Origin of the sequence: Cytobacillus sp. FSL K6-0129 (assembly GCF_038007625.1) — a bacterium.
GTDB lineage: Bacteria > Bacillota > Bacilli > Bacillales > Cytobacillaceae > Cytobacillus > Cytobacillus kochii.
The window spans coordinates 3,399,046-3,419,923 of the sequence record NZ_JBBOXM010000001.1 but is presented as its reverse complement, the minus strand read 5'-3'; the positions used below and the strand labels follow the sequence as shown (position 1 = coordinate 3,419,923).

General features: G+C 37.5%; 23 protein-coding genes and 1 riboswitch. Of the genes, 10 read left to right on the top strand and 13 right to left on the bottom strand.

The window, feature by feature from the left end; all coding sequences use genetic code 11:
- Nucleotides 1-340 precede the first annotated feature (340 nt).
- Both MHI57_RS17220 and MHI57_RS17215 read right to left on the bottom strand, forming a co-directional pair.
- Nucleotides 341-466 carry a hypothetical protein gene (locus MHI57_RS17220; RefSeq protein WP_267892260.1) on the bottom strand — a complete coding sequence of 42 codons (126 nt, stop codon included), beginning with the start codon at nt 464-466 and terminating at the stop codon, nt 341-343.
- A 4-nt stretch (nt 467-470) separates the two neighbouring features.
- Nucleotides 471-1,223 carry an IclR family transcriptional regulator gene (locus tag MHI57_RS17215; protein WP_095370914.1) on the bottom strand — a complete coding sequence of 251 codons (753 nt, stop codon included), beginning with the start codon at nt 1,221-1,223 and terminating at the stop codon, nt 471-473.
- Between the two features lie 340 nt (nt 1,224-1,563).
- Between MHI57_RS17215 and MHI57_RS17210 the strand changes: the two genes are divergently transcribed.
- The 5 genes from MHI57_RS17210 to MHI57_RS17190 all read left to right on the top strand — a co-directional run bounded on the left by MHI57_RS17210 (nt 1,564) and on the right by MHI57_RS17190 (nt 6,941).
- Entirely contained in the window at nt 1,564-2,505 is a 942-nt protein-coding gene (locus MHI57_RS17210; RefSeq protein WP_095370915.1) for a fumarylacetoacetate hydrolase family protein, read from the top strand.
- Nucleotides 2,506-2,507: 2 nt separating this feature from the next.
- Nucleotides 2,508-3,005 (top strand): DinB family protein, encoded by a 498-nt coding sequence (locus MHI57_RS17205; RefSeq protein WP_095370916.1) that lies wholly within the window; start codon nt 2,508-2,510, stop codon nt 3,003-3,005.
- Between the two features lie 20 nt (nt 3,006-3,025).
- Nucleotides 3,026-4,135, top strand: coding sequence for a cupin domain-containing protein (locus MHI57_RS17200; RefSeq protein WP_322910298.1), 1,110 nt, complete (start codon nt 3,026-3,028; stop codon nt 4,133-4,135).
- 123 nt (nt 4,136-4,258) lie between these two features.
- On the top strand, nt 4,259-5,470 hold the full coding sequence (locus MHI57_RS17195) for an FAD-dependent monooxygenase (protein ID WP_095370918.1): 1,212 nt from the start codon (nt 4,259-4,261) through the stop codon (nt 5,468-5,470).
- A gap of 118 nt (nt 5,471-5,588) precedes the next feature.
- Nucleotides 5,589-6,941 (top strand): MFS transporter, encoded by a 1,353-nt coding sequence (locus MHI57_RS17190; RefSeq protein WP_095370919.1) that lies wholly within the window; start codon nt 5,589-5,591, stop codon nt 6,939-6,941.
- A 51-nt stretch (nt 6,942-6,992) separates the two neighbouring features.
- Here MHI57_RS17190 and phaZ read toward each other — a convergent pair whose 3' ends face one another.
- Entirely contained in the window at nt 6,993-7,856 is an 864-nt protein-coding gene (gene phaZ / locus MHI57_RS17185) for an intracellular short-chain-length polyhydroxyalkanoate depolymerase (RefSeq protein WP_340977450.1), read from the bottom strand.
- Nucleotides 7,857-7,968: 112 nt separating this feature from the next.
- On the opposite strand from phaZ, the gene MHI57_RS17180 reads away from it, so the two are divergent.
- Nucleotides 7,969-8,313 carry a DUF6176 family protein gene (locus MHI57_RS17180; protein WP_322910296.1) on the top strand — a complete coding sequence of 115 codons (345 nt, stop codon included), beginning with the start codon at nt 7,969-7,971 and terminating at the stop codon, nt 8,311-8,313.
- Nucleotides 8,314-8,649: 336 nt separating this feature from the next.
- On the opposite strand, the gene MHI57_RS17175 is transcribed toward MHI57_RS17180, so the two are convergent.
- Nucleotides 8,650-8,970 (bottom strand): hypothetical protein, encoded by a 321-nt coding sequence (locus MHI57_RS17175; protein WP_340977446.1) that lies wholly within the window; start codon nt 8,968-8,970, stop codon nt 8,650-8,652.
- Nucleotides 8,971-9,124: 154 nt separating this feature from the next.
- Here MHI57_RS17175 and MHI57_RS17170 point away from each other — a divergent pair, with 154 nt between their 5' ends.
- From MHI57_RS17170 to MHI57_RS17160, 3 genes are all read left to right on the top strand, one after another.
- Nucleotides 9,125-9,724, top strand: a complete 600-nt coding sequence (locus MHI57_RS17170; protein ID WP_322910295.1) for a glycosyltransferase family 2 protein — start codon at nt 9,125-9,127, stop codon at nt 9,722-9,724.
- 40 nt (nt 9,725-9,764) lie between these two features.
- Nucleotides 9,765-10,760: a polysaccharide biosynthesis protein gene (locus MHI57_RS17165; protein ID WP_095370925.1), complete on the top strand. Its 996-nt coding sequence runs from the start codon at nt 9,765-9,767 to the stop codon at nt 10,758-10,760.
- A gap of 197 nt (nt 10,761-10,957) precedes the next feature.
- Nucleotides 10,958-11,719: an IclR family transcriptional regulator gene (locus MHI57_RS17160; protein WP_095370926.1), complete on the top strand. Its 762-nt coding sequence runs from the start codon at nt 10,958-10,960 to the stop codon at nt 11,717-11,719.
- A gap of 223 nt (nt 11,720-11,942) precedes the next feature.
- Here the strand turns inward: MHI57_RS17160 and MHI57_RS17155 are convergent, their stop codons facing one another.
- The 9 genes from MHI57_RS17155 to MHI57_RS17115 form a co-directional block, all read right to left on the bottom strand.
- Nucleotides 11,943-12,698 carry a 3-oxoacyl-ACP reductase gene (locus MHI57_RS17155; RefSeq protein WP_340977440.1) on the bottom strand — a complete coding sequence of 252 codons (756 nt, stop codon included), beginning with the start codon at nt 12,696-12,698 and terminating at the stop codon, nt 11,943-11,945.
- A 92-nt stretch (nt 12,699-12,790) separates the two neighbouring features.
- Nucleotides 12,791-12,892: riboswitch (TPP riboswitch) on the bottom strand.
- Nucleotides 12,893-12,977: 85 nt separating this feature from the next.
- On the bottom strand, nt 12,978-14,513 hold the full coding sequence (locus tag MHI57_RS17150) for a glycosyltransferase (protein ID WP_095370928.1): 1,536 nt from the start codon (nt 14,511-14,513) through the stop codon (nt 12,978-12,980).
- Nucleotides 14,514-14,630: 117 nt separating this feature from the next.
- Nucleotides 14,631-16,295, bottom strand: a complete 1,665-nt coding sequence (locus tag MHI57_RS17145) for an ABC1 kinase family protein (protein WP_307315593.1) — start codon at nt 16,293-16,295, stop codon at nt 14,631-14,633.
- A gap of 29 nt (nt 16,296-16,324) precedes the next feature.
- On the bottom strand, nt 16,325-16,627 hold the full coding sequence (locus MHI57_RS17140) for a phasin family protein (protein WP_095370929.1): 303 nt from the start codon (nt 16,625-16,627) through the stop codon (nt 16,325-16,327).
- A gap of 440 nt (nt 16,628-17,067) precedes the next feature.
- Nucleotides 17,068-17,487: a disulfide oxidoreductase gene (locus tag MHI57_RS17135; RefSeq protein WP_340977437.1), complete on the bottom strand. Its 420-nt coding sequence runs from the start codon at nt 17,485-17,487 to the stop codon at nt 17,068-17,070.
- Nucleotides 17,488-17,489: 2 nt separating this feature from the next.
- A complete protein-coding gene (locus MHI57_RS17130) occupies nt 17,490-18,176 on the bottom strand; it encodes a DsbA family protein (RefSeq protein ID WP_307315597.1) in 687 nt (228 codons plus the stop codon).
- Between the two features lie 77 nt (nt 18,177-18,253).
- A complete protein-coding gene (locus MHI57_RS17125; RefSeq protein WP_307315599.1) occupies nt 18,254-18,724 on the bottom strand; it encodes a nucleoside deaminase in 471 nt (156 codons plus the stop codon).
- Nucleotides 18,725-18,742: 18 nt separating this feature from the next.
- On the bottom strand, nt 18,743-19,315 hold the full coding sequence (locus MHI57_RS17120; protein ID WP_340977429.1) for a hypothetical protein: 573 nt from the start codon (nt 19,313-19,315) through the stop codon (nt 18,743-18,745).
- 70 nt (nt 19,316-19,385) lie between these two features.
- Nucleotides 19,386-20,081 carry a CPBP family intramembrane glutamic endopeptidase gene (locus MHI57_RS17115; RefSeq protein WP_307315603.1) on the bottom strand — a complete coding sequence of 232 codons (696 nt, stop codon included), beginning with the start codon at nt 20,079-20,081 and terminating at the stop codon, nt 19,386-19,388.
- Nucleotides 20,082-20,161: 80 nt separating this feature from the next.
- On the opposite strand from MHI57_RS17115, the gene MHI57_RS17110 reads away from it, so the two are divergent.
- Nucleotides 20,162-20,875, top strand: a complete 714-nt coding sequence (locus MHI57_RS17110; RefSeq protein ID WP_340977425.1) for a MerR family transcriptional regulator — start codon at nt 20,162-20,164, stop codon at nt 20,873-20,875.
- Nucleotides 20,876-20,878 lie beyond the last annotated feature (3 nt).

Genomic DNA, 20,878 nt, shown 5'->3' with positions numbered 1-20,878 from the left:
TATAAAATTATAGACCTTCTCTTTTAAATATTCAATAAAATCACATGAAACTATTTTCAATTAAGGAGTCGGGTGGTGTGTAGTTTTAGTCTAAATTAAACCAAGTAGCTGGGATATAAGGGGGATACAATAATTTCTAATTTTTCTTACGCATTTGAATGAAAGGTGAAATCACCCTTCCACTACTAGATGCATATCCAGCTATTTATGTAAGCTTTGTTTTGCCCTTTTACCCGGCTCATACTTCAATTTGATTCTTTGTTAGCCTTGTTCCTCTCTTTTACATGGCTCATACTTCAATTTGATTCTTTGTTAGCTTCGTTTCTCTCTTTTACATGGCTCATACTTCGATTTGCTTCTTTTTAGCTTCGTTTTGCTCTTTTACATGGACCATAACTAAATCTCTTTTAGCTATGGCAAATAACTTTCCCTTCGATGCAACCGCCTCATATAGAGTAGGATTCAATCATTCAGCCCCTCGCTCGATAGCCAAATTGTGCAGAGATTTCTTTTCCTACTTTTATAATAGATTGACTTTTATCTGCAGAGGGGTCTTTTGGAATCGACTCTGAGAAACCAACTACTGTTATCGCACTTAATAATTCTTGATTGTAATTAAAGATTGGTATAGACACAGAAGATACAGTAGGAATCAAAGGCTCCTTAGCAAAGGCAATCCGTTCCTGCCTTACGCGGTTGATTTCTTCTACCGCATTCCCTTTTCCTTCTTTCCCCATAACCTTAATCCAATCTTTAGTTGTTGCTGAATCAAGGAAGCTCTCGAATATTTTCCCAGTCGATGAAAGCGGTGGTAAAAGTGAACCGAGCTGTGCACCAATATTATAGGCATGTCCCGGGTTCCATATTTTCGAGATAATTGGACCATTATATGTCCACGTAGTTAATAGGCACGTATTGTCTAGTTGATGACTTAAATCCTTCAAATAGGGTAGAACACGTGAAATCACATCTTCCTGCCCTATAGCTGCCACCCCATATTCAATTAATTTACTTCCAAGTTGATATTGTCCATTATGTTTGTCCTTGTATAGAATGTCTAATTCCGTAAAAGTGTTCAAGTATTTATAAAGATTACTTTTTGTAATTCCTGTTTTTTCCTGTATATCAGATAACCTCAATGGTTCTCCGCTAGCAACTAATAGGTCAATAATTCTCATACCAACTTGGATCGATTGGATCGTAGCTTGTTTTTGATTTTTCATGTAAAAACCCCTATTTTATATTTTTTTTAGTATATCAGAAAAACACTATATTTTCTGATTTCAGCCATGTTTTGCATCCTTTTGAAAGGAGTTATTTTTCAAAAAGTTTAAAAAACCACAACAAATTCTCTTGAGTTTATCTGAAAATTAGGATACTATAAATTTATCATTAATAGATAACATCGTTCACTATTAATGGAATATTAAACAACCAATGAAGAAAGAGTCTAATAAACGCTCATTAATAAAGGTTTTATGCCTAACACTTCCACACAAAGCGTTTTACTCTTTGATCACGCAATTCCTAGACAAAAAAAACTTTTCATAAAGGAGTTTGAATATGAAATTAGTTACTTTCACTCACAATAACAACACACGTATCGGAGCAGTTACAGAAGGAAATGAAGTAGTAGACTTAAACTTTGCTTACCAAGCTTTCCTTGAAGCAGAAGGTAAACTACGTTCTGAATTAATTGCTGAAGCGTACATTCCAGCACAAATGGAAGGTTTCCTACAAGGGGGAAATGAAAGCCTTTCCATCGCAAAGGAAATGGTTGATTATGCATTAAATAATCGTGAATCGTTCAAACATCCACTTGTACATGCATTTGAAGATGTAAAAATCGAAGCACCTGTAACAAAACCCGGAAAAATTATTTGTGTAGGTCATAACTACCGTGAACATATTGCAGAAATGGGAAGAGAATTACCGCCTCACCCAGTAGTATTTGCTAAATTTGCCAACACAGTGATTGGACCACAAGATGATATTCCATTCTATCCAATTTCTGAACAATTAGATTACGAAGCTGAATTTGCTTTTGTTGTAGGTAAAAAAGCTAGAAACGTAGCAAAAGAAGACGCACTCAATTATGTAGCAGGATATACAATCGCTAATGACGTCACTTACCGCGATATCCAACGTCGCACACTTCAATGGTTGCAAGGTAAAACAGTTGAAGGTAGTGCACCAATGGGTCCTTGGTTAATCACTTCTGATGAATTACAAGATCCATCTGGTTTAGGTGTTCTTTTAACTGTTAATGGGGAAGAAAGACAAAAAACGAATACAGCCAACTTTGTCTTTGATGTTCCAACGCTTGTTGAATTCTTATCTAACTTAATGACTTTAGAACCTGGTGATATCGTATTAACAGGGACACCTGGAGGCGTAGGATTTGCTCGTGATCCTCAAGTATTCTTGAAAGATGGCGATGTCGTTCGCATTGAAGTAGATAAAGTCGGCGTTCTCGAAAATAAAGTTTCAAAGGTGGAAAAATAATTATGAGCGAAACGAAAACGATTCAGCAATCTATTGAGTCTATTCAAACATCATTAAATCAAATCATTGAAACCGTTTCAGGATTATCTGAAGAAACCATACGTTGGAACCCATCAAAAGAAGAATGGTCCATTATGCAGGTTATTACTCATTTAAACGAGGCCCTACCTTATTGGCTAGGTGAAATAGATACAGTTGTAAAAGCCCCGGGTTCCCAATGGGGACGAGGCTTACAGGACCCTGCTCGCCTTGCAGCAGTCGAAAATACTGAACACCAATCAGTTGAAGACGAATTGAAAAAATTATCGCAAATAAAACAAGATGTTCAAACCAAATTATCTGTTTTATCTGCTGACACATTGGCTCAGGAATCACCTCATCGTAACTTTGCAAAATTCGGTAATAAATCTGTATTCTTTATTGCCGATCACTTTATCGATGAACATGCCGCTGGTCATTACAACCAAATTCAACGTAACTTGTCTAAGCTAGCAAAATAATATTAAGGTGGCGAAATATTATGGCTGAAAAACATGCATATATGGAGGATCAAGACGTAAAGGACTTTACGAAAGAAATCCAAGAATATCATCTCGGTCCATTATGGGAAGCCATCCCAGCACTGATGAACCATACACCAAAACCACATGCTGTGCCATATTTATGGTCAGATGAGCTTTTAAAGAAAAAATTATCCGAAGCTGCTAAAATCTTCACACCTGACCGTGGTGGAGAAAGACGCGCGATTTACTTTCAAAACCCCGGGTTGACTTATAGACAACCATGGGGATGGGCTTCAACTACTCAAACATTGTATGCTGCTGTGCAGCTGCTACTTCCTGGTGAAGTAGCACCTTCACACCGTCACTCTCAAAGTGCTCTGCGTTTTATTACTGATGGAGAAGGAGCTTACACAATTGTTGAAGGTGAACGTATCTTCATGCAAGAAGGCGACTTCCTTATTACACCAAAGAACCTCTGGCATGGACATGGCCATGTAGGTGATAAACCAATGATTTGGATGGATGCACTTGATATTCCTACCATCTATTCAATCGGTGGTACATTCTTTGAACCATTCCCTAATAAGATTGAAACGCCGACTCGCCCAGATAACTTCTCTGAACAAAGATACAGTGGCGGAATGGTAAGACCAATTAATGACCGCTATTCAAGCGTGGCACCACTCGCAAATTACAAGTGGAAACGTACAGAAGATGCGATTAAAGGATTAACTAGATTTGAGCCAGATCCATATGATGGCTACGCTGTTGAATATATCAATCCATCGAACGGACAAACAGCTAATCCAACAATGGGAGCTTGGATGCAATTATTACCAAAAGGCTTCCGTACAAAGGCACATCGTCACACACATTCTACTATTTACCAAGTACATCAAGGTTCTGGTTATACAGTAATAAACGGTGAACGATTCGATTGGAAAAAAGGAGATTACTTCTGTATTCCAAACTGGGCATGGCACGAACATGTACCTGCTGAAGATAGCTACCTTTTCTCAGTAAATGACCTACCCATTATGGAGCGATTTGACTTAGAAAAATCTCAAAACCTTGAAGAAAACAACGGAGAACAAAAAATCATAGGCGAATTTAAAGCTTTCCGTTAATTGCACAAGAACAACCGGGCACAGTGCCTCGGTTGTTCTTAAAAGATTCGAAATATAAAAGTAAATGAAAACGCTTATAAAACAGAATATTTATTTTTGTAAAACAAAAGGAGGATAAACATAATGACAAACACAGCACAGAATCCATTTATTGTAATCGGTGGAGGAATCGGCGGTTTAGCTACTGCATTAGGTGTAGCAGAAAATAACCAATATGTAAAAGTGCTTGAACAAGCACCTGAATTCGGTGAAGTTGGAGCTGGTATCCAACTTGCAGCGAATGCGACAAATGTTTTGCAACGCTTAGGCGTAATGGATAAAATCAATGAAATCGCTGTATTCCCTAAACGTCTTGTACTTATGGATGCATTCTCTGGTAAAGAATTATCAGCACTTGATTTAGGAGAGGTTTACAGAGAGAGATACGGTGCTCCTTATATTGTATTACACCGCTCTGATCTACATCGTGTGCTTCTTGAAGCTTGTCAGGAAAACCCATATATTGAACTAGCAACAAACCAAAAAATTACGACAACAGAAGAAAACGATCAAGGTGTAACAGTTAAAGCAGAAAACGGTGATGTTCATAAGGGAATCGCAGTAATTGGTGCAGATGGTCTATGGTCTAATGTTCGTAAAATGTTCTCTGATGACCAACCTATTTGTTCCGGATATGTTGCTTACCGTGGGGCAATCCCGATTGAAGAAGTGAAGACCTCTATTGGGGATATGGATGACGTATATATGTGGATAGGACCAGACCTTCACTTAGTACAATATCCAGTTCGTCGTGGTGAACTTTATAACCAAGTCGTTGTATTCAAAAGTAAAAACTACCGTCCCGAAATTGAAAAGACTGAAGATTGGGGCACTCCGGAAGAAATGGACGCTGTGTTCGCTGGGTCATGTGAATTAGTGCAAAATGCGATTTCATTTATCTCACGTCAAAAACGTTGGCCAATGTTCGATCGCTTACCAATCGAAAACTGGACGCAAGGTCACATTACGCTCACTGGTGATGCTGCTCACCCAATGCTACAATATCTTGCTCAAGGTGCTTGTCAAGCACTTGAAGATGCTGCATACATGTCAGATATGCTCAGTGCACATGGTGAAGATATCCCTGCAGCATTTACAGCGTTCCAAAAAGAAAGACAACCGAGAACAGCCTATGTCCAAGGTTCTGCACGTACATGGGGTGAAATTATTCACAATACAACAAACGAAGGTATTTTACTTAGAAACATTATCCTAGGAAAAAGACAATCAAATGACTTTGAATTTGTCGATCAATTCCATGGCTATAATAAAAATGCAAAACTAGTTGAAGCTTAAACCGTTCTCCACAAAGTCGTCATTAATGGTTTCATCTGGAGAAGAAAGGCTTAATCCTTTCTTCTCTCTTTTCATATATGTGTAAGCGATTGCAATCTCTAATTGATGGGGGAAACAAATGAACAAAATAAACGCAGCGGAAGTGATTAATAATAGTAAGTTTAATCGGTTTCATTTCGGCTTACTTGCCTGGAGCTTCCTTATTATTCTCTTTGATGGCTATGATTTAGTTGTTTATGGTACCGCCGTACCAGTTTTAATTGAAGAATGGGGGTTAAGTTCGGTCCAAGCTGGAGCCATGAGTAGTTATGGATTATTAGGGATGATGTTTGGTGCCATCTTTTTTGGTATTCTTGCTGATAAAATGGGAAGAAAAAATGTGATTGCACTTTCACTGATTCTTTTTAGCTTATTTACGTTCCTTTGTGGATTTGCCTCTTCACCTACAACCTTCTCTATTTATCGATTTATTGCCGGTTTAGGTTTAGGTGGAATTATGCCTAACGTTATTGCCTTATTGACAGATTACGCGCCAACGAAAATGAAAAGTATGGCTGTTTCCATTGTATTATGTGGATACTCTTTTGGTGGGATGCTTGCACCGATTCTAGGAATCTTCGTTATGCCTACACTCGGTTGGGAATCAATTTTCTGGTTTGCAGGTCTACCATTATTACTGTTGCCTGTCATATATAAATTTTTACCTGAATCTTCAGCCCATTTAATTAAGAAAAATAAGAAACAAGAACTATTATCTGTGCTACGTAAAGTAAACCCTGCACAAAAGATGGATGAAAAAACAGAGTTCTTCCTACAAGTCCAAGAGGAAAACAAAGTTCCTGTTGTCGGACTATTCAAAAACAATCGCGGTCTAAGTACCGTCATGTTCTGGATTGCGTTTTTCATGTGCTTATTAATGGTTTACGGCCTAAATACTTGGTTACCGAACTTAATGATTGAAGCGGGTTATGCCTTAAATTCAAGCCTAGCCTTCCTTATTACGCTTCAAGGTGGAGCCATTGTTGGGACACTCATTATTGGCTGGCTCTGTGATAAATACGGTTCAAAGAAAATGCTCGTGCCCTTATATGCACTTGGTGCAGTGAGCCTAACATTACTTGGATTTGGTGGTAGTGAATTATTCATTTACTTACTAGTTGCTATAGCTGGTGCTAGTACAATCGGTGCCCAAAACCTTGTACAAGCCTATGTCTCTCAATATTATCCTCCTAATATTCGATCCACAGCATTAGGAATGGCTTCAGGAATAGGGAGATTTGGAGGCATGCTCGGGCCACTTCTCGGCGGATTCTTATTAACGGCCGCTCTCCCTATTCATATGAACTTTATCGCATTTGCAATTCCAGGGTTGATTGCTGCCATTGCCTTAGCTCTCGTCCCAATTAAACGGGCCTATAAGCCTGAAGCTACTGTGGTAAAAGAGAATGAAACGATAAAAGTTGCTAATTAACGAGGATGTAAAGAAAAGAGCCATATATTTTGGCTCTTTTCTTTTGCCTACTTATCTTTGGAAAAAGTTTTCTAATTCCCTTATCACTTCATCAACTTCTTCTATAACGAACGCATGGCCTGCATCTAATTCTCTAAAAATGACATTAACGCCAGCTCTCTTTAAATCCTCTAGTAATGTAGTCGTCATTTCCCTTGTAGTTAAGACATCCTTATTTCCCCACAAAAGAAAAGTCTCTGCTTGAATATTGTTTATTTCTCCTGTTCCCTCAGCTGCATCATTATCAATATCAGTTATATTAAACACATTAGCTGCGTGTGCAACATCCATCATATTCCTTTGTTGTATTGCTGCTTCTATATATCCTTCAAACCGTTCTCCTAATGCCTGCCTGCCTTTAACAAACATCAACTGTTCTATCGCTTCGGTAAAAAAAGCAAACTCTTTCATCTTCTGTGCTTCTACTAACCTATTTAACATTGGATCTTTTTCTATTGCTTCTCTTGTTTGATAGCGCTTATTGTTTTCATCATAGGCTGGATATCCACCGGCTGGCATGGAGGCGAGCAAAACCATTTTTTCAACAAGGTTTGGATACATTGCTGCAAATTGCAACGCAATACCACCTCCATTTGACCAACCAATGATTGTTATTTTATTTAAAGAAAAATGATCACAAAATAATTTCAAATCATAAGCGAATGTCTTAAAATCCTCTATTGGCTGATTGTAAGTAGATCGGCCATAACCTCTTAAATCCGGGGCATAGACCGTATACTTTGAAGGTATTTTCTCCAAAAATACGTCCCAATGATTCGCTGAGGCATAATTGCCATGAACGAGAAGTAGAACCTTCTCTCCCCCATCCTTTTTCAGATAATCATACACTTCACCGTTACTTAACCTGTATTCCATTTAAACACCTCTACTTTCTCCTTTAAACCTCTCATACTATTCGATTAAAGCTATCTTTATTCCTTTTTATGTTAAAATATTACATAAACATTCTAATAAAAGGAGAGATTGTATGAACGTTGAACTCACACGTTTTAAGGTTAAAAAAGGAAAAACAAAAGCTGTAGACGAATGGTTACAATTCCTTAATCATCATATGAAAGAAGTACTCCTCACACTTGAAGAAGAAAAAATGTATATTGAAACGATTTTTCGCGAAGTACAAAACGAAAATGAATATCTTTACTGGTATTCTGTACAAGGTAGGGATGGGATTGAAGTGACTGAATCCACCCACTGGGTAGATAAAAAACATCTCCAATATTGGCAAGATTGTATAGATGAAACCTACAAACCAGTTAATTTAATTACCGAAGTCGTTATGATCCCAGAGAAAATCAGAGCAAATATGACTTAGCTTAAATAGGCTAAGCACTTTTCACCTTCCGTCCATATAAGAAGAACGAAATGAGTCCTAATACGGTATATAATATAACAGCATTCACCATACTACCTACCTCAAACCAATACGAAACCGGAATTATTATCGCAGCGGATGAACAGATAAAGCCTATGATCATCTGCTTTTTTAAGCGCGCGCAAATCATACCTTGGATAATAAAAGCTAGCGGAAAAAGGACATAAATCCCTAATAATAAGATTTTGCTAAACGGAAAAAATGAACATATCCACGTAAATATAAAAATACATATAGAGGGAAATAAAACTCGAAAAAACATCTTCATGTCAGTGTTCATCCCCTTCTATTTATAGACAATATTATAGCCTTCCACCAAAACCACAATAAAACAAGATAACCGAAAACACTATACAACGCCCATAGTGCACCATCAAAAAGCTCATGAAGGAAAAACTCCCCTTCATTCATTTCTTCACCGCGACCAATAGCATTGAATATAGAAATAAAAGGGATTGTTAGAACAAAAAAGATGACGAATAATGCTGTTTTTCTAATTTGTTTCCTCCATAACATTCTTAACGCCATCATAAATGAAATAAACAAAAAGAGATAATACAATAGCCAAAACCATAACGGTAAACTCACCATAAACATTCCCTCACCCCTCTTGAGTGTAATATTACACCAAAAGAAATTTATTGTAAATAATTTCTTTTTATGTCCTAAATTCACCACTTTTAATTAGGCGCATACACTAAACGATATAACACCTGCCCCAAAATCATGCATAATAAAGTGAGGAAAAGTCATGAGATTCAGCTTTTTATCCCCGGTTTATAATAGTGAACAATGGGTTCGCTCGATGCTTGATAGCATTCCTAAAGAATATGCCGATGAAATCATTGTTTGTGATGACGGATCAACCGATCAAACATTAGTGATGTTAAAAGAATATCAACAACAGTACCCTCAACTAAAAATCTTAGAAAATGGGGAAAATCGTGGCGCTAGCTATTCGTATAATCGTTGTATCGAAGCCGCAACTGGAGATTATATTGCCATTATTGATAGCGATGATATTTATTTACCAACCATTCGTGAAGTACTCGCTAAAATAGATGGTGAGTACGACATTTATTATTACAGCATGGTGACAAAGGATGGCCAGCTCTTTCAAGCAACGGAAGAAAATTATCGTGAATGGTGTGGGCAATTTAGGATCATTAAGAGAAGCTGTGTGGGAGAAGCGAGATTTTCTGAAAGACCGGATATGGCGGGGGACTGTGATTTTCATCAAGCGCTCTTAGACCAAAACCCTTCAGTGCACATAACAGGAATTATCGCTTACTGGTATAACTATCCACGAATAAATTCCGAATATTATTTATACTATTTTGGATTAAAGTAAGCCCATTGTGGGAAATGACAGAAAGGTGCGTTCCATACTTATGTTTAAAAATAAAACGCTATTAATTACAGGTGGAACCGGCTCGTTTGGGCATGTGGTGTTAGAACGTTTTTTGCATAGTGAAATAAAAGAAATACGCATCTTTTCTCGTGATGAAAAAAAACAAGATGACATGCAAAAACAGTATGCAGATGGAAGAATCTCTTATATCCTCGGCGATGTTCGGGATATGAGTACTTTATTACCAGCTGTGGACGGGGTTGATTACATTTTTCATGCAGCAGCCTTAAAACAAGTACCCTCATGTGAGTCACATCCGCTAGAGGCGGTGAAAACGAATATTCTTGGCACCGATCATGTATTAAGTGCAGGAATACAAGCAGGGGTAAAGAAAATTGTCTGCCTATCAACGGACAAAGCAGCCTATCCAATTAATGCAATGGGAATGTCTAAAGCTTTAATGGAAAAGACATTTATCGCTAAATCGAGACAAGCTAACGCTCGTGGTACCATTATATGTGGCACAAGATACGGAAATGTCATGGCATCAAGGGGGTCCATCATTCCGCTACTCATAGAACAAGTAAAGGAAGGAAAGCCGCTAACTGTTACGCATCCTTTAATGACCCGTTTTATGATGAGTTTAGATGAGGCTGTCGAACTCGTATTGTACGCTTTTGAGAATGCTTGTAATGGGGATATTATGGTACAAAAATCGCCTGCTGCCTATATTACAGATTTAGCACAAGCGATTAAAGAACTTTTTCACGTTAGCCTTCCTTTAGAATTAATTGGCACACGGCCGGGAGAAAAGCTCTATGAAGTTTTACTAACAAAAGAAGAAGCAGCGAAAGCTATTGATCTTGAAGGCTTCTATCGCATTCCTCGAGATACCAGAATAGAAACTGATACAAACTCTGTAGAAGAATATCACTCCAATAATACTTATCGTCTCTCTGTAGCTGAACTAAAAGAAAAACTACAATCATTATCCTATGTTCAAAAAGAGCTAAAAAAATGGAAAAGGTTAAATTAATATATTTGACCGCTCCCTATTTTTCGTGAGTTGAGCACCTTCATTGACCAAGTTAATAATCGCCAACTCACTTACTATTCTTATATATACTGAATTTATAGGGATATCCTACCAACCCTCTAAAGGAAGGTTGTTGTTTGATGTAGTTTCTGATAAATTAGGATTCAACATGACTAGCATATTGAGGAGTTACATACATGGAAATACAAAAAAGTAGTACGATGATACAATCCTTGCAAATAGGCATTTCTATCATCGAATTAATCTATCAAAAAGATACCCCAATGAAATTCTCAACCATTCAAGAAGAAACCGGTATTACGAAAAGTAATTTATATAAATATTTAAATACACTTACGCAATTGAACATGCTCTATCGTGAAAAAGGGACAAACCTGTATTATCTTGGTAGCAAATTGATTCAATATGGTACAGCCGCCTTTGGTAGTCGTGATATTGCCGATGCAATCACTCCGTATATGCAGGAACTTTCTTCGCTTACTTCCTGCACCGTTTCGTTTTCATTATGGACAAACAACGGACCTATTACGACAAAGATTTGTCATTCGAATGAACCACTTCATATTGGTACACAACTAGGCGGAAGCTTACCACCAACATCTGCCGCAGGGAAGATTTTCTTAAGCTTCTTAAACCCAGTACTGACAAAAGATTGGCTAGGAGACGGGGAAGCGATCGATAACGCAGAATGGCAAATGATTCAACAATCGAAAATCTCCTTCGCTACCGAACCTTTAATTCCATCGATTTCTTCGGCTTCCGTCCCTTTGCTAGACTACCAGAATCAATTACTCGGTGCAGTGACAGTTGTTGGATTTAACGATAAGATGCCTAAGGAAGCATCGGATCCGATGAGCAAGCAACTGCTGAAGTTTCACCTACAAGCATCTTCTATGTTTGGCTATCGATATAAACAAGGAAAAATTGAACAATACTGATTGAACGTTCAATCGACCGTTTTAACATCTAGTAGAATAAAATACTAGTGAGAAAATTAAGTTGTTATTTTAAAAATATCCTTTTCTGCGAATAAATTGGAGTTTAGCTTCGACTTAGTCTCACATTTGCTGATATAAGCTCTTTACTGATTTATCAACCTACAAAATAAGTCCATTTTATTGAAAAAGGCCGCCATAAACAAAGATGACGACCTTTTTTATCTTAGTTCATCGTCAATCCATGATCAACGACTAGATTTTGTCCCGTAATCGCTCTAGCGCCTGGAGAGGCTAAGAAAACAACGGCTTCTGCTACGTCTTCTGGTTTTGTCACACGGCGGATAGCAGAGTTATCAGCCACAATCGCAAATACCTCAGGGGTAGTAACAGCACTTGCATCCGTTGTATCTAATAATCCACCGGAAACCATATTCACATTAATATCATACTGTCCGAGCTCTTTGGCCATATTGCGTGTAAAGCCAATTAATGCCGCTTTGGCTGTTGTATATTCATGGTAGGCAACGACTGGGTTCTGGTAAAGATTCGTGCCAATACCAATCACACGGGCTTGCTGTGAATCCTTTAGAGCCGGAAGAGCAGATTGAACAACATTTAAGCTTGCTTTTATCGCGCCTTCAAACTGGGTTTGATAGCTAGCCCAAGATAATTCCTCTACTTTCGCCTGTGCCACAGGATCAAATTTAAATTGAACTAATGCATTATTTACAACGATATCCAAGCGACCAAAATGAGCAATTGTGTCTGCTACCATTGCTTTTACTGCTTGATGATCTCTTACATCAGCTTGGATAGCCAATGCACGATCTTGTCCGATTTTTTCAACTACTGCATCTGCTTTTTCTTTATTATTAAAATAATTAACGACTACTTTGTAGCCCTCCTTACCAAACTTTTCAGCAATTGCAGCTCCTAATCCACGACTTGCTCCTGTTACTAACACGACTTCTTCTCTCACGCTATTCCCTCTTTTCAATAGATGTAATTAAAAATGTTCAGGGAAACAAAACAAAAGGCTCCCCGAAAATGGAGAGCCTACCATACATATGCATATAGTTGGAAGATGCTCCCTACGATCGTCTTAACGAACAGGTTCTAAGGGTCAGGTTTTAACCTTCTCAACTCATTTTCTGAGTCCCCCTGCAACAATTTTTAATTATTTTTAGTTTAGCATACAAATAGTTTCCTAGCTATGAATCGAAGTTCATTTCGAAACTGACCATTTGCTTTATGTTTCTCACCATTGTTTTAAACGGGGATTCTTATCTAGAATCGATTCATATTGTTTCTCATTACCGTAGAGGCTATTCGGGTCAAGCAGCTTATATCTCTCATATTTTTCTAATCGATCTTTTTCTTTTGCCCAGCCTAAATGCTTGACTCGTATTGTGGATAAACTGTGGGTAAGTTGGAAGATGTTTTCTGGAAATCTCCCACAATGCTGTGGTGTTTCTTTCCAGACAGGCTGAAAGGTTGATCTAACTCTTGCTAGAAATGGACGGTATAAGAAATGTGCTTGCCAGTATTCATCTTCACGATAATGGTCTTCATCCCACATATCATACAGTCTAAAACAGTACAGGTCGATAGTATCCTGTTTAACAAAGTCATCAATATAATCAATAAAACTCTCCTCAAACCATTCATCTGCGTCAAGATTTAATACCCAACCTAAAAAACCATTCGTTGCTTCTAACCACTGTTGTTTTCTTAGTTCCACTTCATTGGCAAACTGGGAGCTTGCATTCTTGACCAATTTAATTGGCATACCTTTTAGTTCTTGCAAGAAAATCGATATAGTCTGATCAGTACTAGCATCATCTATAATCACAGCTTCATCGATAAATGGCTTTACTTTCTTTAACATCGTTTGTAAATAACGACCTTCTTCATTCTTCACAATCATCGATAAGCGAATTTGATGGCTATCTGCTTTTTCTGGATAAATAGGTAGTTCGCTATAAGCATACTGACATTTTTCTTTAAATGCGGGTATGCCTGTAAGGTCAGAAGAACGATAAATATGATAAGCTGGCAGATGTGTGTCTACATGTAGATCCAGTCCTAATGCCACAGCTCTCACACAAAAATGTCGATCTTCTCCCCAAAAACTGAGATTTTTAATTTTACTAAAATGAATACCTGCTAACAAAGCTTTCCTGCTAATTAGCGTGCACGCACCTAATCCTCCTACTTCATAAACACCTGGAGTTTGTAATTGTTGAATAAAGGCCTCGGTTTGAACGGCCTTTTCTTCGTCTGTTATGGCACCTTCATCCGCCTGTCTCCAGTGGGTATATTCATCTGTTAACCACACCTGCGGATAAGGAATTGTCCCCTCTTGCCAAGCCGTCCAAAATACCTCTGAAACAATTTCTTTTTTCGTGGAAATAAGTGTATGAAGGGTATTCGGGTGTAAAAGCAAATCAGAGTCAATTAAAAACAAATAATCAAATTCTTCAAATTTCGCCTGCTCAATAAGCATATCTTTGAAGCGAGCAACCTTCCAGATGAGAGCATCATTCCAGAAATGGGTAAAGTCGGTACGAATATAGATACTATCTTCTTTTGCGGATAAAATCGCAACATCTTTCTTCCATTTGGCAAAATGACGTAGTAGTCTACTTGATTCTTCATTCTGATTATCATCTATGAAAAGATAATGAATCTCCATTGTATCCGTTTTTAAATTGGCTAAGGATAGCAGAAACTCTTTTAAAATATCGGGTTCTTGATTAATTGGACTGCCAATGAGAATTTTTGTATTAACCATAAGCAACATTAACGTTTATTGACAAAACCGTTCACCTCTCTACACTATATTCTCACCATGAATTGCTTGTGTAGTGAAATCAGAAAAATTCTACCCAAAACAAAAAGCAGAGAGTCGTCAGAATCTCCCTGCTCTAATGATGGTGTATATAAGAAATAAGAACATTAATATCGCAATGACGAAGCCGATTTCTACTGCTGGTATATTCCATAGGAGAGATGATTGCCTGCCAAGGGCGGAACCGATAATTAAACCCACCATTATAATGCAAAATGCTAGCAACACGATACTAAATGCTAGCCGGTTGCTGATACGATCAATTCTCGTTAGAAATTTTTCACTGTTTGGCAAGTTCAGTTCGAGCGGGATTTTTCCCTTTTTGATAAGGGCAATCAAATCTTTCAAATTATACGGCGCTTCCTTTAGAATATCAAAATACTCCCCGATATGAGCTAGCGAATCTTTCGCCAAATGATCAGGTCGATATTTATTAATAATTAATCGTCTACCAAAAGGCTCAGCAATTTTTAATATGCTTATATTAGGGTCAAGTTTTTCAACAATACCTTCCATTGTTAACAATGTTTTTCCCACTAATGTTAAGTTTGTTGGGATATGTATATGATGTTGATTGGCAACGGAAAACAAATCATTAACCGCCTCGCCAATTGATATTTCACTAAACGGAATATCATAATATCTCTCTCTTAGTAAATCAACATCAATTTTTAAAAGTTCAACATCGACATCATCTTGGACAATACCCATTTTAGTGATGGCTTTAATGACTCCATCGGTACTTTGCCGCAACATGGCAATAATTAATGATGCTAAATTTTCTTTCATATCCTCAGTTAAACGTCCAACCATACCAAAATCCATGAAAACAATTACATTTCCTGGTAATACACAAATGTTACCTGGATGAGGATCTGCATGGAATACACCTTCCTCTAATATTTGCTGGAGGATGCCTTCAACGATTCTTTCGGCGATCAGTTGTTTATTAAACCCTTGTTCCGCCAAACTTTTATTTTCAAGGATGCCGCACCCTTCAATATATTCCATAGTTAACACTTTTTTCGTCGTATATTTCCAGTATGTTTTTGGGATTTTATAATGATTATTGTCTTCAAATTGATTGGCAATTTTATCTGCATTACGACCTTCAAGTAAATAATTCAACTCATTTAACAATGCTTTAGAAAATTCTTTCATCATTTCCACTAACTGATATTGCGATGCCCAATGTAGCCGTTTTTCTGCGATTTTAGCAATTTCTATCAAAATTTCTAAATCTGTTCTCATGGTCTTCTCAATATCAGGCCGTTGTACCTTAACAGCTACTTTTTCACCAGAATGGAGGACACCATAATGGACTTGACCGATAGATGCCGATCCTAATGGCTCCTCTTGAAATTCTGTAAAGAGGTCATGTAGTTCTTCCCCTAGTTCGGTTTCAACAATTTTTTTTACCTCTGCAAATGAAAATGACGGGGCATGTTCCTGCAATTTTTCCAATTCCCTAATAATTGATTCCGGAAAAATATCTGACCTTGTACTCGCAATCTGACCAACTTTAATAAACGTCGGTCCAAGCTCTTCTAAAAACAGACGAACACGTTCACCTGTCGTCTTTTCATGAATTTCCTCTTGCTTTCGCATGAACATACGTTTAGGTAGGGACAATACTTCATGCAAGCCTAATTCTTTTAAGAGATAACCAAAACCGTAATGAGAGAAGGCTACGGCAATTTCACGATAGCGATGAATATGACTCATCTTTGGTTTGAAAATGGCAAAAACCTCCCTTAATTCTCTTCTCGATTGTTTGCCTCAAGTGCTAGAATCCGTTCCTCTAATCTTAAGACATCATCCTTTGTAGCGATATTCAAATCATGCAATAAACTAGTCATTCGTTGATGGGCTTTGTCGTCTATCTGCGTTTGCTTCTCTTGGCCTTTCGCCCTTACCTCCTGCATAAAATCCTTCGCTTCCTGTTTTGTTAACTCTCCTCTTTTCACTAACTCATCCATCATTTCTTGTGCACGGTCTTTCCCTGCTGCTGCTAAACCTAACCCTAACATCATCCCTTGTTTTATTGGGTTTTTCATCTCATTTCCTCCTTTAATAAATGGCAGATTTTCACTAACATTATTTTACCCATTTTCAAGTAGATTAAGCATGAAAAAACATATATCACAAGTTGTTCTAACAGATGGGAAATTCAGAGATAGTTAGAAAATTAATCGAAGAAAATGCAATGCCTCACAGACCTTCATTTTTACGCTCATGTCCAACCCTAGAAAGTAGATGAAGAATGGGCAAGTCGGATTAAAGCGGAAGTGTTCACGGAATTTGCGGATGAATGGCGATGTCCGATTTACATACAATTCTATTCGTGATTTTCAAATGAATTGTGTGCATATAATGAGATTTTACGCTTGTCTCATGTCAAGCAGCTTCCCCTTCTTCCATTTACAAATTCACAACCGATTTCTACTCCATTACGAACAAAACAAAAACCCCGTACAATCATATGTACGAGGAATGTTTATGATGCTTGATTGTCTTTTTTTATCATCAGGCAAAAGAAGATAATAAGCGTGAAAGCCGTTAATGCCAAGAAAGGAATGGTGATAAACCCGAACCAATTGATATATTGGCCACTACATGGTACACCGCTTGAACATGGGGTGACCTCAGCGAGTCCAGGCACTTTTTGTACAAGATAATGATAGAGAGAAATACACCAGCCAATAAACGCCATTGGTAGCGCAAATCTTCGCACAGAAATATCTTGATAGAACGTACCGATCCCCAAGATTAAAACGAGTGGATACATGAATATTCTTTGATACCAACAGAGCTCACAAGGAATAAACTGCTTAATTTCACTAAAGTATAGACTACCTAATGTTGCTATGAGTGCAACCACCCAAGAAAAATACAACATGATTTGATTTTTCTTCATTCTTATCCCTCTAACTCTTCTTCAATCAAACGTTTGATTGAATCATAATTAAATGGATCTGTCACCATTTTATCGTTAATCATAATCGTCGGTGTGAGCTGGACTTCATATTCACCTACGAGTGAAGTGTCATGATTAACCGCCTCTATTGTTGCGCTTTTTTTCATTTCTGCCAATAGATCTTCTAGTGGAATTGACGTCGTTTCTGCAACGACTTCCTCTAGCACTTCCGTTGTTAACCAGACAGAATCATGTTGCCCACTCTCTGGCTGCTTATCAAACAAACCTTTATGGAATGCCCAGTATGCATCAGGTTCCAATAGATGAACAGCTTCGGCTGCAACTGAACCTAATTTAGACTCATCGCCATGGAAGAGCACATTGATATAAGAGAAATTCACTTGATTCGTGTCTACATAATCTTCCACTAATTGCGGATAAATAGTCTCACCCCATTGTTTACACGCTGGACATTTAAAGTCGCCAAATTCTACGATTTGTACAGGTGATTCCGCCTTGCCTAAAACAGGCTGTCCTTCAATAGGGGGTGCATTTTCAAAAGATGTATACTCATCCTTTTCATTTCCTTGATTGTTTATGAACACCATGATAACAACTGCGATAACGACAATAATCGTAATAAAAAATAATAACTTCATCGGTTGGAATTGATTTTTATTTGTGCCCATACTGCTCTCCTTTATGTAGATGTATCACTTTTAAGAATAATATATCCTTATGCAGAAAGTAAGGAATTTCCGTGAAGTCAATATGAAGTTCGATTGACTTGCTTACTCCAAGCATCAAAAGGGAGCTGTGATTGATTTAGTGTCAATTGTACAAACGGAAGACCTCTATCTTTCGGGTCTATGCCAATCTCTTGGTAAATAAAATCATCATCAAAAAGCGCTTTTGCTGCATCTTTCCGATCGGCTGCGTAATACACATTTTCCAAACGCGCCCAGTAAATCGCACCTAAACACATGGGACAAGGCTCACAGCTTGTATAAAGAATACAGCCTGTTAATGTGAAAGATTGTAACTTCGTACATGCTTCCCTAATAGCCATTACTTCCGCATGCGCCGTTGGGTCATGAAGAGCTGTTACCCTATTCACACCTTTGGCAATCACCTTCCCGTCCTTTACAATGACTGCTCCGAAAGGTCCTCCTGCATTTCCTACGTTTTCTACTGCTAGATGTACTGCCTCTGTTAAAAATTGTTCATGATTACTCATCTCGTCCCTCCCATTTATTTAGGCTTTTTGTTTAATACCATGAGATTCTAACAGGATTTGCAACTGTTCATAAGCCTCTGTTGAAGTAACTAGTAAACTAACCTGACTCGAACGACCTGAATGAAGCTTCATCTCAAAACCATCATTTACTTTTTTATCAAAACCAAAATGACGGTTATTAATATCAATAGACTGAACTTCATAAGAATCAATTTTATGCCAAGGGATATACTTTAGCCCTTTAACAATCCCTTTTTGAAGAAAAACTAATTGGTTAAACAGAAACTCCATTTGAAAAAGAGGTACAAGTAACAGCAGATAATTCGAAACATCTAACTGATCGGAAAAAACAATAAACATGATCGCGATAAACACCATACATGTGATAAAAATATAAGTAAAGATACTGCCCTTCTGACTAGCTACCTTTGGCTCTGCTATCGGCCTTTGCGGCTCAATACGAATGTCCTCTAATACTTCATCTGGCAATAGGAATACCTTATTTTTCTTAATCTTAAAGAAAACATTAAATAAGCGATAATAATAAAAAAGTAATAACATAAGCAGTAAAATAGCAAATAACCATTTCATTCTATTCACCCCCTCTATTGTTTACGATTATTCGCTTCAAACGTTTCGTGAAAACTAAAAATTAAGATAATTAAGTAAAGGCAGTTAATAGAATCGCCAGTCCGTTAAAAACGCTATGGATAATCATCGCAGGATAGATGGAGCCTGTTTTCTCATAAGTCCAAGCGAAGATAAGTCCACTGAAAAAATTAACTGGTAATGTGTTATAAGTCGGTAAATGTACCACCGTAAAAATCGTAGAACTAATGAGCATACTCAGTCCAATATTACATTTAGTCCTAAACCATTTGTAAATAAAGCCACGATACAAAATTTCTTCATAAATGGGTGACACAATGGCCGCAGATATAAATGCAATGAGAATCGTAAAACCATTCAGTTCTGCTGTTAATGAAGCGGTTTTCTTATTTTCTACGCCAACACCAAATAAATCCATAAGAATAACAAGCAATCCACTGCCCACAATTAGAAAAAAAGTCCATCCGATAATCGGTAGCCAATAGCTCTTAGCAAACGACTTCAAGCCAAGCGACTGCCAATTCAATCCATATGATTTAATCGTAATATAATAAAGAGCCACTGTAAAGGCAATTGCCATGATTAACCCTGTCAAAGTCCCCGCATATAAATCATTTTGAAATAACCGCTGCAATAGGTCTTGTGCCCAATTTTCAATGAATATCGGCACTATGATGAAGACAAACATCAGAATAAGTAAAAACGTTTGTATTGACCAGCGTGATTCTTTTGAAAATAAGGTATTCACTCCATTTACCCCCAATTTATTTGATATATTAAGAGTACCTGGTTACGTTACGTCATCTTCAAGTTCAAAGGAGAGAAAAGATGGATTATTTTTCGACGGGTAAAATTGCTAAAGATTGGTCCATTTCTGTTAGAACTTTACGATATTATGATGAAATTCAATTAGTCACCCCTACTTATAAAGATGATTATGGCAAACGTTTCTATACACAACTGGACTTACTTCGTCTGCAAAAAGTATTGCTATTAAAGAAAGCGAATATGTCGTTAGAAGATATACAAAAGCTCATTGACGAGACGACTGTATCATCAGTGCTAGATATCCACCTTCAAACATTGAAAGCGTCAATTGACGATATCGTACAAGCGCAAAAATATACACAAACTTTAAGGAACAGTGTAGATTTAGAAGGAGAGATTGGTTGGGAACAACTTCTTCCCTTAACGTTAAAAGAGAGTGAGGATCATACACCGCTAACAAAGGAATGGGAGACATCACTTCCCAAATTAGAGAATGATGATGGTCAAATTAAGAAATGGATGAATATTATTAAGCGCATAGAACTTTGTTTAAAAAACGGAGAAGCGCCTTCTTCTGACGTTGCCCAATTAATTGCGAGTGATGTGGAAATTTACTCAATGGAAATGTTCAACGGTAATCAAGCACTCTCTGAACAATTTTGGGAAGCACGAAGATCAAAAGGGCAATCAAAATCATTAAACTTATATCCTATTAAGCAAGAAGTTATCGAGTTTCTCGAGTCAGCCCTTACCTATATGAACAATAAAAGCTGACTC

Bases quoted from the DNA above. Each gene is read 5' to 3' on its own strand.
- MHI57_RS17205 (WP_095370916.1), top strand. From the start codon at position 2,508: ATGAGCGAAACGAAAACGATTCAGCAATCTATTGAGTCTATTCAAACA.
- MHI57_RS17110 (WP_340977425.1), top strand. From the start codon at position 20,162: ATGGATTATTTTTCGACGGGTAAAATTGCTAAAGATTGGTCCATTTCT.
- MHI57_RS17120 (WP_340977429.1), bottom strand. From the start codon at position 19,315: ATGAAATGGTTATTTGCTATTTTACTGCTTATGTTATTACTTTTTTAT.
- MHI57_RS17190 (WP_095370919.1), top strand. From the start codon at position 5,589: ATGAACAAAATAAACGCAGCGGAAGTGATTAATAATAGTAAGTTTAAT.
- MHI57_RS17210 (WP_095370915.1), top strand. From the start codon at position 1,564: ATGAAATTAGTTACTTTCACTCACAATAACAACACACGTATCGGAGCA.
- MHI57_RS17200 (WP_322910298.1), top strand. From the start codon at position 3,026: ATGGCTGAAAAACATGCATATATGGAGGATCAAGACGTAAAGGACTTT.
- MHI57_RS17195 (WP_095370918.1), top strand. From the start codon at position 4,259: ATGACAAACACAGCACAGAATCCATTTATTGTAATCGGTGGAGGAATC.
- MHI57_RS17175 (WP_340977446.1), bottom strand. From the start codon at position 8,970: ATGTTTATGGTGAGTTTACCGTTATGGTTTTGGCTATTGTATTATCTC.
- MHI57_RS17135 (WP_340977437.1), bottom strand. From the start codon at position 17,487: ATGAAGAAAAATCAAATCATGTTGTATTTTTCTTGGGTGGTTGCACTC.
- MHI57_RS17180 (WP_322910296.1), top strand. From the start codon at position 7,969: ATGAACGTTGAACTCACACGTTTTAAGGTTAAAAAAGGAAAAACAAAA.
- MHI57_RS17150 (WP_095370928.1), bottom strand. From the start codon at position 14,513: ATGGTTAATACAAAAATTCTCATTGGCAGTCCAATTAATCAAGAACCC.
- MHI57_RS17160 (WP_095370926.1), top strand. From the start codon at position 10,958: ATGGAAATACAAAAAAGTAGTACGATGATACAATCCTTGCAAATAGGC.
- MHI57_RS17165 (WP_095370925.1), top strand. From the start codon at position 9,765: ATGTTTAAAAATAAAACGCTATTAATTACAGGTGGAACCGGCTCGTTT.
- MHI57_RS17140 (WP_095370929.1), bottom strand. From the start codon at position 16,627: ATGAAAAACCCAATAAAACAAGGGATGATGTTAGGGTTAGGTTTAGCA.
- MHI57_RS17130 (WP_307315597.1), bottom strand. From the start codon at position 18,176: ATGGGCACAAATAAAAATCAATTCCAACCGATGAAGTTATTATTTTTT.
- MHI57_RS17145 (WP_307315593.1), bottom strand. From the start codon at position 16,295: ATGAGTCATATTCATCGCTATCGTGAAATTGCCGTAGCCTTCTCTCAT.
- phaZ (WP_340977450.1), bottom strand. From the start codon at position 7,856: ATGGAATACAGGTTAAGTAACGGTGAAGTGTATGATTATCTGAAAAAG.
- MHI57_RS17215 (WP_095370914.1), bottom strand. From the start codon at position 1,223: ATGAAAAATCAAAAACAAGCTACGATCCAATCGATCCAAGTTGGTATG.
- MHI57_RS17125 (WP_307315599.1), bottom strand. From the start codon at position 18,724: ATGAGTAATCATGAACAATTTTTAACAGAGGCAGTACATCTAGCAGTA.
- MHI57_RS17170 (WP_322910295.1), top strand. From the start codon at position 9,125: ATGAGATTCAGCTTTTTATCCCCGGTTTATAATAGTGAACAATGGGTT.